Consider the following 13,899-nt stretch of genomic DNA (forward strand, 5'->3'; position numbering starts at 1 on the left):
TATATATTAGATTCTTTTGCTTTCTCCACGGAGCAGGTTCATGAACTCCTGTCGTGTATTGAGAGAATTGAATACACCGCTATAATCACTTGTAGTAGTGATGGAGTTCTGTTTTTCCACACCTCTCATCTGCATACACATGTGTTTGGCTTCAATGACCACCATGACACCTTGTGGATTGAGTGTTTCCTGGATGCAGTCCTTGATTTGCTGGGTAAGTCTCTCTTGTACCTGAAGTCGGTGGCTATAGATATCCACTACACGTGCAATCTTGCTCAATCCGGTAATTTTGCCATTTGGAATATAAGCTACATGTACTTTTCCATAGAATGGAAGAATATGATGTTCGCACATAGAGAAGAAATCAATGTCCTTAACGATCACCATCTGGTTGTATGTTTCCTCAAAGAGTGCATCAGTCAATACTTTACGGGGATCCTGACTGTATCCGCGGGTCAATATCTGCATAGCCTTAGCTACGCGCATAGGAGTTTTCAATAGACCTTCTCTTTCAGGATCTTCACCAAGCAGGTTGAGGATTTCTTTGTAATGTGCTGCGAGTTCATCCAAGCCCTCGCGAAATTCTGTTTCTGGATTCATTTTCTAATATTGAACGGTTATTTTTCCCTTCACAAGACAAGCTTGTCGGTAGCCCATAGCTCGGATTTTAGCTAACATCTTCTTAGCTTCTACTAAAGAGCGGAAGTTACCGATTCTGCAAATCCAGCGAGGTGAATAAAAGTGTACATATACAGGCTGGTCTGGAAATTTCATCTTGATGGCATTTCCTGTCTGTTCTGCCTTGAGACGGTCGTTGCGTGAGTTGCCGCCAGCAAAAGCCTGTACTCTATATCCTGTAACCTTGTAGCTGCCACGCATCACTTTCTTGCGCATGTCCACTATAGGTGTCTCATTTTCTTCTTTTTCTGTGTTTGTCTTTCTGTTCGGACTTTCGTGTGAAACTGTCTTTTCATTGCCAGCTTCGTGGTGCTCTGCCTTTTTTACAGAGTCTGGGAGTGTTTTCTTCTGATTCTCAGAAGTTTTCTTCTGGTTGTCAGGAGTATTGTGTTTTGTTGGGGTTGTTGTTGGGATAGTTTTGTCGTCTTGTGGTATCTTTTTCCCATTGATTAATTCGTCTATAGCCTTGCTTTGGGTCACAGTGACAGTACCTAATCCTGGTGTCTTCTTTTGCAAGTGCTCCAGATAGGTCTGACCATTACTCGAAACAGTGATTCCGAGCATGATAGTAAAAAGTAGGACGAATTGTTTCATAACATTCTTTTATCGTTTTGTTTATATGTCTAAAATGAAGGAACCATGCCTGTCCCTTTTTGGGGAGGTACAGGCATGGTTATGTGAAAGCAATTACTTCTTCCAAGCGTCGATGATACCCTTGAAATCAGCAGCCTTCAAAGAAGCACCACCAATCAAGCCACCGTCGATGTTTGGCTTAGCGAAAAGCTCAGGAGCATTGCTTGCCTTGCAGCTACCACCATAGAGGATAGATGTCTCCTCAGCAGCCTCATTGCCATACTTCTCAGCTACGATAGAGCGGATGTATGCCAACATTTCCTCAGCCTGGTCTGAAGTAGCAGTCTTACCTGTACCGATAGCCCAGATTGGCTCGTAAGCAAGGATGATATTCTTCCAAGCGTCAGCGCTCAAGTGGAATACAGAACCTTCCAACTCTGCCTTAACAACCTCGTTCTGCTTCTCTGCCTCACGCTCCTCGAGAGTCTCACCGCAGCAGAAGATAACCTTCAAACCGTTAGCCAAAGCCAACTCTACCTTCTCCTTCAGGATCTCTGCTGTCTCGCCATAGTACTGACGACGCTCTGAGTGACCGAGGATAACATACTGAGCACCTGTGCTCTTTACCATCTCAGCTGAAACCTCACCAGTGAAAGCACCCTTAGCCTTGTCAGCGCAGTTCTCAGCACCGAGACCTACTACCTCAGAATTCAATACCTGAGCTACAGAAGCCAAGTGGATGAATGGAGTGCAGATTACAACATCACAGTTTGGTTTGTCTGCTACCAATGCCTCGTTGATTTCCTTTGCGAGAGCAACACCGTCTTGCAGGTTCATGTTCATTTTCCAGTTACCTGCTACAATTTTCTTTCTCATTTTCTTTTTCTTTTTAAAAGTTGATAATATTTTATTTGTATCTTCTTTTTCTCTTAACCAGGTTGACCATGCCCATAGGCGGTCTGCAATGGTGAGCAATACCAGTGGCAGTAGGAACCAGAGTACGGTTTGCAGAATTTTCCTTGCCATTCCTTCTGCTGGTAATTTTCCATATTCGCTTTTCTCTAAAGGTTTGGTGAGCAAATCTTCTGCTGGTAATTCATTATGGCTCCATTTCTGGATGATGGTACCGTTGTGTAGCAGCATCAGTCCCGGATTACTCCTGATCATTGTCTTGAGCGTAGTGGCATCAGTGGTGTAGAATGGGTATTCTGCTCCCGTGATGTTTTGCCACTTGGCGATTTCCTTTTCTGTACTTGCTGTCAGACAGATGAATCGGTAGCCGTGGTCTTCTGCATATTCGTAGATCTGGTCTATCGTACCAAAGTTCGAATCGTCTGCCATAGCCAGGTTGGGCGAGATGAGCAGGAAAGAGTATCCCTTGTCATGGAGAACTTCCTGTGTGATGTCTTCCCCGTTTTTAGTATCTTCTATGCTGAAATCATGGATAGGAGGTACGTAACCTTCTTCGGTTTGTATGGTCTTGGAATCGATAAACTTCCATGTGGAGTCCGGATAGTTATCAATGGTAAATTCTTTCTGTTCGCCATTCTTCTCCAAGATAAAGGTTGTTTCAAACTGTGGCTGCTTGGCACCTTCTGGTATTTCCATGCCTTTCTCGATGTTTGCACCGATGTGGTATGGGCGGAAATCAAAGAGCGGCAAACTCCAGAGACTCCAGGTACTTAGGGCCACAGAAAAGAGTATGGTATAATTGATGACTATCCACTGTGTCGGCTTGGAGATAAACCTGACCATCTGCAGTGGGAATCTCCAGAGTAAGATGGAGATTGCCAAGAGTATGATGTTCTTACCTAAGGTCTCAAAATTGGTCAATTTAATAGCGTCGCCGAAACAACCGCAGTCCTTGACAGGATTTGCGATGGCTATCCACGTAGTGATGAGTGTCATCACCACCATGAATAAAAGTGAAATTTTGGTAGTGAGACGCCTGCGTATGGCAAATAATAAGAAAATGCCAATAGAAAACTCCAATGTGGAAAGAGCAACAGAAGCGGTCAGCGTCATCCAGTCTGGTACGATACCAGATAAACCAAGCGGTTGGAGATAGTCCGTAATCTTATATTGAGTGCCCAATGGGTCTATGGCCTTCACATATCCTGAGAAAATGAAGGTCACTGCTACAATCAATCTTCCTAAGTTGACTGTCAACTTCTTGATAAGATTACTGATACTCACTCTTTATACCTATTTTATATTGATGATTTATTCTTTTTCCTGCTCTTTCAGTTTGATAGCACCGAAAACGGAATAGTTGATGATGTCCATATAATTGGCATCGATACCTTCTGAAACTAAAGTTGCACCATGAATATCTTCGATTTCTTTCACGCGTTGTATCTTGGTGAGAATAAAATCAGTATAGCTGCTTACTCTCATAGATCGCCACGCTTCATCATAGTCGTGATTCTTCTTCAGCATCAATTCCAAAGCTTCCTTGGCATGCTGGTCATAGAGCTCCATTGCTTCATCGGCAGTCATATCCACCTCATCTACAAACCCTTTTTCCAATTGTATGATTCCTACGATACCATAATTGATAAGGGCGATGAACTCCGGGCGAATACCTTCGCCTACCAAGGATTCTTTCTTGATTTCAAGCGAGCGGATGCGTTTAGCCTTGATGTATAGTTGGTCGGTAAGGGAAGATGGGCGCAAGATTCTCCAAGAAGCTCCATAATCATGCAACTTCTTTTGGAAAAGGGTGCGACACTCTACCATTACGTCCTTAAACTGCTGTTCTGTTTTTGATAAATCTGCCATATTATTTTCGAAAATCGCTGCAAATTTACGCATTTATTATGAAATAGCCAAATAATTATTTTGTATTTTACATAATTTGCAGTAACTTTGGATAAGTTACGCTGCATCTCAACAATAAAAACAAAAAAAATCTTTTTTTATTTTGTATTGTCTTCAATTTGCAGTAACTTTGCACCCCGAAAAGAAAAAATAATGAGAAATTTATCCAATGCCGAACTGGCGCAAATATTAGACAAAGATATATTCCATAAGATTTCTGATGCAGCAGATTCGTTGCATCTGGAGTGTTATGTGGTAGGCGGTTATGTACGTGATCTCTTTCTGGAGCGTCCTTCCAACGATATTGATGTCGTAGTGGTGGGAAGTGGTATCCAGGTTGCTTCTGAATTGAAAAAGATGCTTGGCAAAAAGGCGCATCTTTCTGTGTTCCGTAATTTTGGTACTGCACAGGTGAAGTATAAAGATACAGAGGTGGAGTTCGTGGGAGCCCGTAAGGAAAGCTATCAGCGTGATTCTCGTAAACCGATTGTGGAGGACGGAACATTAGAGGATGATCAGAATAGGCGTGATTTTACCATCAATGCCATGGCTGTTTGTCTGAATAAAGAAAGATTTGGCGAATTGGTAGATCCTTTTGATGGTGTATATGATATGGAAGATGGCATCATTGCTACACCACTGGATCCAGATATTACTTTTTCCGACGATCCGCTTCGTATGATGCGTTGTGTCCGTTTTGCTACCCAGCTTAATTTTCAGATAGAGCCGGAAACTTATGAGGCTTTGAAGCGAAATGCCGACCGTCTGAAGATTATCAGCGGCGAACGCATTGCTGATGAATTGAATAAGATTATGCTCGCTAAGCATCCAAGTTCCGGTTTCTATTATTTGAAGGATACGGGGTTGCTCGAATTGATTATTCCTGAACTGTGTGCACTTGATAAGGTGGAAACCCGCAACGGGCGTGCTCATAAAAACAACTATGAGCATACAATGGAGGTTCTGGAGAATGTATGCAAACATTCTGATAATCTCTGGCTTCGCTGGGCTGCTCTGCTGCATGATATAGGAAAACCTAAGAGTAAGCGTTGGGACAACAGTATTGGTTGGACTTTCCATAACCATAATAATATAGGAGCTAAGATGATTCCTTCTATGTTCCGCAGGATGAAGTTGCCTATGGATGCCAAGATGAAATACGTGCAGAAACTCGTAGAACTCCACATGCGTCCTATCGTGATAGCTGATGAGGAGGTGACAGACAGTGCTGTACGTCGCCTGATGAATGATGCTGGAGATGATATCGATGATCTGATGACGCTCTGTGAAGCTGATATTACCAGCAAGAACCATGTACGTAAGCAGAGATTCCTCGATAATTTCAAAATGGTGCGTGAGAAACTTGTTGATCTGAAGGAAAGAGACTACAAACGTTTGCTCCAGCCATGTATCGATGGTAACGAAATCATGGAGATTTTCCATCTGAATCCTTGCCGTGAGGTAGGACTTCTCAAACAGGCTTTGAAAGATGCGGTACTTGATAATAAGGTGCAGAACGAGCGGGAACCTTTGATGGAATTGCTCATGAAAAAGGCTGCAGATATGGGGTTGAATGTATAAAAGATATGGGTTTATATATAAAAATAATAGGCTTGTACAGATAAAAAGCAAAATAGTCCTTACGAATAATCGGTGGGGACTTTTTTGTTTAATTTATAAGAAAACTATAAATACTGAATAATTTTTGTTAAAAAGATAGGTCGTAAGCGACAAGTTTGCCATATTATTAGTAATTTTGCATGGTCAAAACTTAAAGGAATTTTAAAGTTTCCAAAAAGACTACGTCATTCAGGATGTTTTGGCGGAGGTAGTGAGGCATGTGAGCCTTGTTTTTTATATTTAAAGGTAATAATCATTATAATAATAAAATAGGTATGAAAATTAAAAACGTTTTGTTTGTTGCAGCAGTTTGTGTGCTGGCAACTTTGACATCATGTGGTGGAAGTAAGAAGGGCGGTCTGCCAGACTTCGGCGACGACGAGTTTGCCGTGGCTACTATCGGTACTTCCAGTGCAGCATTGCAGACTACCTATCCTGCTACCATCAAGGGTATTCAGGATGTAGAGGTGCGTCCAAAGGTTTCTGGCTTCATTACAAAGGTTTTTGTACATGAGGGTCAGACTGTATCTGCAGGTCAGGCTTTGTTCTCTATTGATAGCGAGACTTATCAGGCTGCTGTCCGTTCTGCTGCTGCTGCAGTAAACACTGCTAAGGCACAGGCAAATACAGCTAAGTTGACTTACCAGAATAACAAGAAGTTGTATGATAGCAAGATCATCGGTGAATATGAACTTTCTACAGCAGCTAACAGCTATGCAACCGCTAAGGCTCAGGTAGCTCAGGCAGAGGCTGCTCTGGCTTCAGCCCGCGAGCAGTTGACTTGGTGTACTGTTACCAGCCCTTCTGCAGGTGTTGTAGGTAGCCTTCCTTTCAAGGTAGGTGCTTTGGTTAGCGCTTCTGGCCAGGCTTTGACTACCGTTTCCAACATCAGCACCATGGAGGTATTCTTCTCACTCTCTGAGTCTCAGATCTTGAGCATGTCTAAGACCAATGGTAGTGTTCAGGCAGCCATCGCAGCGTTCCCTGCTGTTAAGTTGCAGTTGGCAGACGGTTCTATCTATAATCACCCAGGTAAGGTAGTCAAGATGAGTGGTGTCATCGATGCTACTTCCGGTTCTATCTCTCTCATCGCTCACTTCGCTAACCCGGAGAAGTTGCTGAAGAGTGGTGGTGCAGGTTCTATCGTGGTTCCTAACGATCATAACAGCGCTATCGTCATCCCTCAGGAGGCTTGCTCTCAGGTTCAGGATAAGATCTTCGTTTACATTGTAACCAAGGATAACAAGGTGAAGTATTCTGAGATCAAGGTAAATCCACAGGATGACGGCAAGAACTATATCGTAACTTCTGGTCTCCATGTAGGCGACCGCATCGTCTTGAAGGGTATCACCAAGTTGACCGATGGTCAGCAGATTAAGCCTATCACTTTGGAGCGCTACAATCAGAAGATTGCTGAGGCTACCAAGTTGAGTGAGTCTCAGGACAATGCTCATGCATTCGCTACAGCTATGGGCGGCAAGAAGTAATATATAATTTAAGGTATAAAGAAAATAAGTAAATTATGTCATTTACAAACTTTATAAAGCGCCCAGTACTTTCGACGGTGGTTTCCATCTTCTTCGTCTTGCTGGGTATCATCGGCTTGGTATCGCTGCCTATCGAGCAGTATCCGAATATCGCGCCGCCTACCATCTCGGTATCTACTACCTATCAGGGTGCTGATGCCCAGACGGTGTTGAACTCTGTCATCGCTCCTCTGGAGGAGAGTATCAACGGTGTGGAGAACATGACCTACATGACCTCTTCTGCGTCTAACTCTGGTTATGCCAGCATCACCGTTTACTTCAAGCAGGGTTCTGACCCAGATATGGCTGCGGTCAATGTACAGAACCGTGTATCTCAGGCGCAGTCTCTGTTGCCAGCCGAGGTTACCAGGGTGGGTGTCACCGTAACCAAGCGTCAGAGTTCTAACGTCATGATGTTCGCTCTGACCACAGACGATGGCCGTTACGACGACCAGTTTGTTACCAACTACGCCCTGATCAACGTCATTCCTCAGTTGAAGCGTATCAATGGTGTGGGTGATGTACAGAGCCCTTCTACCCGTAACTACTCTATGCGTATCTGGTTGAAGCCAGAGAAGATGAAGGAGTTCGGACTGGTTCCTTCTGATATTTCTCAGGCTCTGGCAGAGCAGAATATCGAGGCTGCCCCTGGTAGCTTTGGTGAGAGCTCTGATATGCAGTATGAATATACCTTGCGTTACAAGGGTCGTTTGAAGACTCCTATTGAGTATGAGAATATCCTCATCAAGAGCAACACTTCCGGTCAGACTCTCCGTCTGGGCGAAGTTGCCAAGATTGAGTTGGGTGGTTTGCAGTATAACGTTAACCTGCTCAACGATGGTCAGCCTGCCGTGATGGGTATGGTCCAGCAGATTGCCGGTTCCAACGCTACCCAGATTGCCAGCGACGTAAAGAAGACGTTGGATGAACTGGAGAAGAGTTATCCTCCAGGGTTGAAGAATGTCATCCTGATGGATGTTACCGAGTTCTTGTTCGCATCTATCGAGGAGGTTATCTTCACCTTGATCATCACCCTGGTACTGGTGTTCATCGTAGTGTATATCTTCTTGCAGGACTTCCGTTCTACGCTGATTCCTATGATTGCCGTACCTGTGGCTTTGATTGGTACGTTCCTCTTCCTCTGGATCTTCGGATTCTCCATCAACCTGCTTACGCTGTCAGCCCTGCTGCTGGCTATTGCGATTGTGGTCGATGATGCCATTGTGGTGGTCGAGGCGGTTCACGCCAAGCTCGACCAGGGCTACAAGAGTGCCCTTACTGCATCTATCGATGCGATGAACGAAATTTCCAGCGCCATCATCTCTATTACATTGGTGATGTCTGCCGTGTTCGTTCCTGTATCATTCATCGGTGGTACTTCCGGTTACTTCTACCGTGAGTTCGGTGTAACCATGGCTGTATCTATCGTTATTTCGGCTATCAATGCGTTGACTCTGTCTCCTGCACTTTGTGCCGTGCTGCTGAAGCCACACGAGGAGGGTCACGAGAAGAAGATGTCTTTCGTGGACCGTTTCCACGCAGGATTCAACTATCAGTTTGAGAAGATTACCAATAAGTATAAGGGTGGTGTCAAGTGGGTTATCAACCACGGCATTATCGCTGGTAGCCTCGTGGCTGTCAGCATCGTAGGTCTGGTTGCCCTGATGGGTACTACCAAGACGGGGCTGGTGCCAGATGAGGATACCGGTACTATCTTCGCTTGTATCTCTACAGCTCCTGGTACCTCTCAGGAACGTACTGCAGAGGTGGTAAAGCAGGTAGATAAGATGCTGGCCAACAACCCAGCCATCGCAACCCGTAACGCCATTATGGGTTATAGCTTTATCGGTGGTGCCGGTTCTAACCAGGGTACCATCATCGTGAAGCTGAAGCCATTCGAGGAGCGTCCGGGTGGATTCTTCCACCGTATCAAGGAGGCTTGTACCGGTGGCGGTATTGAGGCATTGTTTGTCAACCCAATGGAATACACTTCTGTGTTGGGTATGATCTACAAGCAGACTGCTGCCATCAAGGATGCACAGGTTCTTGCCTTCGCTCCACCTATGATTTCCGGTTTCTCTGTACAGAATGGTATCACCATGACCATGCAGGATAAGACTGGTGGTGACTTGAACAAGTTCTATGATAATGTGAAGAAGTTCCTGGCTGAGTTGAACAAGCGCCCTGAGATTCAGACCGCCCAGACTCAGTATAACCCTAATTATCCACAATATATGGTAGATGTAGATGTTGCCAAGACCAAGCAGGCTGGCATCTCTCCATCTTCAGTATTGTCTGTAATGCAGGGTTACCTCGGTGGTCTCTACGCATCTAACTTCAATGCCTACGGTAAGCTCTACCGTGTCATGATTCAGGCTGGTCCTGAAAATCGTATGAAACCAGACGATTTGAATAAGATTTACGTTCGTTGTGCTGATGGTACCATGTCTCCAGTAAGCGAGTTCGTAAACCTGAAGAAGATTTATGGTCCATCTAACATCACACGATTCAACCTGTTTACCTCTATGGATGTATCTGTAACTCCTAACAGCGGTTACTCTACTGGTGACGGTATGAAGGCGATTGCTGAGGTTGCCAAGCAGACATTGCCAGAAGGCTATGGTTATGAGTACTCTGGTTTGACCCGTTCTGAGGCTGAATCCAGCAACTCTACAGGTTTGATCTTCGCACTCTGTATCGTATTCGTTTACCTGATCTTGAGTGCCCAGTACGAGAGTTACATCTTGCCATTGTCTGTAGTATTGTCTATCCCATTCGGTTTGGCAGGTTCGTTCATCTTCACCAACCTCTTCGGTCACTCTAACGATATCTACATGCAGATTTCGTTGATTATGTTGATCGGTCTGTTGGCAAAGAACGCCATCCTGATTGTACAGTTCGCCCTCGAGCGTCGTCGTACGGGTATGGCTATCAAGTACTCAGCTATCTTAGGTGCCGGTGCCCGTCTCCGTCCTATCCTGATGACCTCTCTGGCGATGGTTATCGGTCTGTTGCCTCTGATGTTCGCATCAGGTGTAGGTAAGAATGGTAACCAGACTCTGGGTGCTGCCGCAGTAGGTGGTATGTTAATCGGTACTATCTGTCAGATCTTCGTGGTTCCTGCTCTCTTCGCAGTCTTCCAGTGGTTGCAGGAGAAGTTGACCCCAATGAAGTTCGAGGATGAGTTGAACGAGGAGGTAGCTGCCGAGTTGGAGCAGTATGCCAACGCAGCTCATCAGAAGAAGGGTGTCGAGAAGAAGTAATAACGTAATGTAACTTCAAAGGAAATAATGAAAAAGAATTTAAATATCATCATATTGGGTCTCGCAGCGCTCTCCCTGAGCAGCTGCAAGACTCTCTACGGAAAGTATGAGCGTCCCGATGTGAAGACCAGCGGTATCGTTCGCGATGTAGCTTCTGCTACAGATACATTGGCTGTAAAGGATACTACTACCTTCGCCAATATCCCTTGGCGCAGTGTCTTTACCGATCCTCAGCTCCAGTCAATCATTGAGAAGGGATTGAACAACAATGTCAACCTCCTCAATGCGGCTTTGAACGTGAAGATGGCAGAAGAGCAGCTGAAGTGTGCTAAGTTGGCATTCGTGCCTGCCTTGTCTTTCTCTCCTCAGGGAACCATCGCTTCTTGGGATGGCAACGCTGCTACCAAGACTTACAGCTTGCCTGTAACTGCCAGTTGGATGGTTGACCTCTTCGGCAACCTGCTCTCTCAGAAGCGCAGTGCTCAGATGGCTCTTCTTCAGTTGAAGGATTATCAGGTATCTGTAAAGACCAACCTCATCGCCAACATCGCCAATATGTATTATACTTTGTTGATGCTCGACAAGCAGGTGGAACTGGTTAACAATATGGAAGGTTTGACCAAGGATACTTGGGAGACGATGAAGGTATTGAAGGATACCAAGATTGGTTATCGTGGTACTTCTGTTCAGGCTGCCGAGAGTAATTACTATGCTGTGTTGACTCAGAAGACCGACCTGATGCGTCAGATTCGTGAGACAGAGAACTCCCTGAGTCTTCTCATCGGCGACCAGGCTCATGCTATCGCCCGTGGCAAGCTGGAGAATCAGAATCTTCCTGCAACATTCTCTACAGGTGTAGGCATCCAGTTGCTCAACAACCGTGCCGATGTTCACGCAGCCGAGATGAACTTAGCTCAATGTTTCTATGGCGTAGAGACAGCCCGCAGCAAGTTCTATCCATCTATCACCATTTCTGGTACAGGTGCATTCACCAACTCCGCTGGCGCAGGCATCGTGAACCCTGGTAAGTGGTTGCTTTCTGCAGTTGGCTCATTGGTTCAGCCTATCTTCCAGAATGGTAGAATCATCGCAGGATTGAAAGTGGCTAAGATGCAGTATGAACAGGCTTACAATACTTGGCAGGATGCCGTACTGAAGGCTGGTAGCGAAGTAAGTAATGCCCTCGTGCTCTACAACTATTCTGATGAGAAGAGTAAGGTGGAGGCTAAGCGCATCACCGTACTCGAGCAGAATGTAGAGGACACACGTAAGTTGATGTCAGAGGCTGGTGGTTCTTACCTTGAGGTAATCCAGGCACAGTCTTCGCTGCTCAACGTACAACTTTCTAAGGTAGCTGATGACTTCTACAAGATGCAGGCAGTAGTAAATCTCTACTATGCATTGGGTGGAGGTGCTAAGTAATGTTAAATGTTAAATGTTAGATTATTATGGCTAGTATAATAAGTCCAAAGGCAGAGGTTTCTCCAAAAGCTAAGATTGGAGACAACTGCAAGATCTATCCATTCGCCTATATTGAGGACGATGTGGTCATCGGCGACAACTGTACCATCTATCCATTTGTGAGTATCATGAACGGTACTCGCATGGGTAATAATAATAAGGTATTCCAGGCAGCCGTTATCGCTGCCCTCCCACAGGATTTCAACTTTACCGGTGAGGAGAGTGAGGTAGTGATTGGCGACAACAATACCATCCGTGAGAATGTGGTTATTAACCGTGGTACTCACAAGGGTGGCAAGACCGTTCTGGGCAACAACAACTTCCTGATGGAAGGTGCCCATATCTCTCACGATACCGTAATCGGCAACGGTTGCGTATTTGGTTATGGTACCAAGATTGCAGGCGACTGCGCGATTGGTAACGGTGTGATCTACTCAACATCTGTAGTAGAGAATGCCAAGACCCGAGTAGGCGATTTGGCAATGATTCAGGCAGGAACTACCTTCTCTAAGGATATTCCTCCTTATATCATTGCTGGTGGTAAACCTGTGAAATATGCAGGCCCTAACACCATCATCATGGAGGCTGCTGAAGTTACCGAGAAGGTTCGCAAGCATATTGCGAATGCCTACCGATTGGTATTCCATGGTCAGACATCCCTCTTTGATGCCATCAACCAGATCAAGGATCAGGTGCCAGATGGTCCGGAGATTCAGAATATTATCCAGTTCCTGGAGAGTTCTGAGAAGGGTGTTATCACCAAGATGTAAGTTTATTCTCTCTTAAATGTAATAGATGGGCTTTGTTTTCATGACGAAGCTCTACTTAAAGTCGGTAAAATTTAAAGTCATACCTATTTGAATTTTACTCCGTATGTAGAAAGGACTGGCCGTGAGGTCGGTCCTTTTCCCTGTTTGGTATGTTTCTTCATCCTCCGGACTGAAACACTGTGAATTTACGTGAAATTCATTGATGTTTCCCAAAAATACTTATTAATAACTGTTAAAGGTTCGTTTATGTCCTTATTTTTTTGTTACTTTGCACAAAATTTGGTGTATTATACCCTTTTGTGAAATGAGAAAGAAACAATATAAGCCAAGCAATCATCGTGGATTGCAGATGGTCACTTTATGTATAAGTACCTCTATGGTACTCGTTTTGTTGGGTTTTGTCATCTTTTCGGTCCTCATGGGTCGAAACTTGTCTTCGTATGTCAAGCAGAACCTTGTAGTAACAGTGATGTTTGAACAGGATATGACTAATTCGGAAGCTGTTCAGATGTGCAAAACCTTAAAGGCTCGTCCTTTTGTGAACAACTTGAATTATATCTCCAAGGAACGTGCTCTGAAGGAGGCTACCCGCGATTTGGGTGCAAATCCAAGCGAGTTTGCAGGTGTAAACCCATTTCAGCCTTCTATAGAAATCACAACCAAGGCCGATTATGCAAATAATGATTCTCTGAAATGGATTTCCAAGGAATTGAAGGCGTATCCGAGAGTTACCGAGGTTTCTTATCAGCATGATTTGATAGAAAAAGTAAATGAATCTTTGGCAAAGATAAGTTTAGGTTTGCTGATTGTTGCTGTGTTGTTGACATTCATCTCTTTCTCGTTGATCAACAATACGGTAAGATTAGGTATCTATGCACGTCGCTTCTCGATACATACGATGAAGTTAGTAGGTGCTTCATGGAATTTTATTCGTGCTCCTTTTATTCGCAGAGCGATTTTGATAGGTCTGTTATCTGCATTCTTAGCAGATGCATTCTTAGGAGGATGTATCTATGCTTGGTATCTGAACGAACCTGAATTGCTGACCGTTCTCGGTTGGGAAGAACTTGCCATCACAGGTGGAGCGGTATTCCTCTTCGGAATCATTATCACTTCATTGTGTGCAAGCATCTCTGTCAACAAGTTCCTGAAAATGAAGGCAGGCGATCTTTATAAGATTTAAATTCA

Annotated in this window: 10 protein-coding genes; 6 read left to right on the plus strand and 4 right to left on the minus strand. The window is 44.6% G+C overall.

Annotated features, from left to right (window positions below; all coding sequences use genetic code 11):
- Window positions 1–6: 6 nt before the first annotated feature.
- The 4 genes from folE to KUA50_RS15230 all read right to left on the minus strand — a co-directional run bounded on the left by folE (window position 7) and on the right by KUA50_RS15230 (window position 4,032).
- Window positions 7–600 carry a GTP cyclohydrolase I FolE gene (gene folE, locus KUA50_RS15215; RefSeq protein ID WP_118117058.1) on the minus strand — a complete coding sequence of 198 codons (594 nt, stop codon included), beginning with the start codon at window positions 598–600 and terminating at the stop codon, window positions 7–9.
- A 3-nt stretch (window positions 601–603) separates the two neighbouring features.
- The gene (locus KUA50_RS15220) at window positions 604–1,272 is read right to left on the minus strand and encodes an SPOR domain-containing protein (protein WP_022109858.1); all 669 of its coding nucleotides are present in this window, start codon (window positions 1,270–1,272) and stop codon (window positions 604–606) included.
- A 93-nt stretch (window positions 1,273–1,365) separates the two neighbouring features.
- Window positions 1,366–3,429: a BT_3928 family protein gene (locus tag KUA50_RS15225; protein WP_218456464.1), complete on the minus strand. Its 2,064-nt coding sequence runs from the start codon at window positions 3,427–3,429 to the stop codon at window positions 1,366–1,368.
- Between the two features lie 45 nt (window positions 3,430–3,474).
- A complete protein-coding gene (locus KUA50_RS15230) occupies window positions 3,475–4,032 on the minus strand; it encodes a DUF1599 domain-containing protein (protein ID WP_218456368.1) in 558 nt (185 codons plus the stop codon).
- A 192-nt stretch (window positions 4,033–4,224) separates the two neighbouring features.
- Here KUA50_RS15230 and KUA50_RS15235 point away from each other — a divergent pair, with 192 nt between their 5' ends.
- From KUA50_RS15235 to KUA50_RS15260, 6 genes are all read left to right on the plus strand, one after another.
- A complete protein-coding gene (locus KUA50_RS15235) occupies window positions 4,225–5,652 on the plus strand; it encodes a CCA tRNA nucleotidyltransferase (protein ID WP_218456367.1) in 1,428 nt (475 codons plus the stop codon).
- A gap of 314 nt (window positions 5,653–5,966) precedes the next feature.
- Window positions 5,967–7,178: an efflux RND transporter periplasmic adaptor subunit gene (locus tag KUA50_RS15240; RefSeq protein ID WP_218456366.1), complete on the plus strand. Its 1,212-nt coding sequence runs from the start codon at window positions 5,967–5,969 to the stop codon at window positions 7,176–7,178.
- A gap of 35 nt (window positions 7,179–7,213) precedes the next feature.
- A complete protein-coding gene (locus KUA50_RS15245) occupies window positions 7,214–10,480 on the plus strand; it encodes an efflux RND transporter permease subunit (protein ID WP_218456365.1) in 3,267 nt (1,088 codons plus the stop codon).
- A 27-nt stretch (window positions 10,481–10,507) separates the two neighbouring features.
- Window positions 10,508–11,902, plus strand: a complete 1,395-nt coding sequence (locus tag KUA50_RS15250; protein WP_218456364.1) for an efflux transporter outer membrane subunit — start codon at window positions 10,508–10,510, stop codon at window positions 11,900–11,902.
- Window positions 11,903–11,928: 26 nt separating this feature from the next.
- Entirely contained in the window at window positions 11,929–12,711 is a 783-nt protein-coding gene (lpxA, locus tag KUA50_RS15255) for an acyl-ACP--UDP-N-acetylglucosamine O-acyltransferase (RefSeq protein ID WP_218456363.1), read from the plus strand.
- A 304-nt stretch (window positions 12,712–13,015) separates the two neighbouring features.
- On the plus strand, window positions 13,016–13,894 hold the full coding sequence (locus tag KUA50_RS15260; protein WP_022111662.1) for a cell division protein FtsX: 879 nt from the start codon (window positions 13,016–13,018) through the stop codon (window positions 13,892–13,894).
- Window positions 13,895–13,899: the final 5 nt, after the last annotated feature.

The organism is Segatella hominis, from assembly GCF_019249725.2.
Classification (GTDB): Bacteria; Bacteroidota; Bacteroidia; order Bacteroidales; family Bacteroidaceae; genus Prevotella.

What these genes read in the sequence shown, in the direction of transcription:
- KUA50_RS15250 (WP_218456364.1), top strand. Translation starts at nt 10,508, where the DNA reads ATGAAAAAGAATTTAAATATCATCATATTGGGTCTCGCAGCGCTCTCC.
- folE (WP_118117058.1), bottom strand. Translation starts at nt 600, where the DNA reads ATGAATCCAGAAACAGAATTTCGCGAGGGCTTGGATGAACTCGCAGCA.
- KUA50_RS15245 (WP_218456365.1), top strand. Translation starts at nt 7,214, where the DNA reads ATGTCATTTACAAACTTTATAAAGCGCCCAGTACTTTCGACGGTGGTT.
- KUA50_RS15230 (WP_218456368.1), bottom strand. Translation starts at nt 4,032, where the DNA reads ATGGCAGATTTATCAAAAACAGAACAGCAGTTTAAGGACGTAATGGTA.
- KUA50_RS15220 (WP_022109858.1), bottom strand. Translation starts at nt 1,272, where the DNA reads ATGAAACAATTCGTCCTACTTTTTACTATCATGCTCGGAATCACTGTT.
- KUA50_RS15235 (WP_218456367.1), top strand. Translation starts at nt 4,225, where the DNA reads ATGAGAAATTTATCCAATGCCGAACTGGCGCAAATATTAGACAAAGAT.
- lpxA (WP_218456363.1), top strand. Translation starts at nt 11,929, where the DNA reads ATGGCTAGTATAATAAGTCCAAAGGCAGAGGTTTCTCCAAAAGCTAAG.
- KUA50_RS15240 (WP_218456366.1), top strand. Translation starts at nt 5,967, where the DNA reads ATGAAAATTAAAAACGTTTTGTTTGTTGCAGCAGTTTGTGTGCTGGCA.
- KUA50_RS15260 (WP_022111662.1), top strand. Translation starts at nt 13,016, where the DNA reads ATGAGAAAGAAACAATATAAGCCAAGCAATCATCGTGGATTGCAGATG.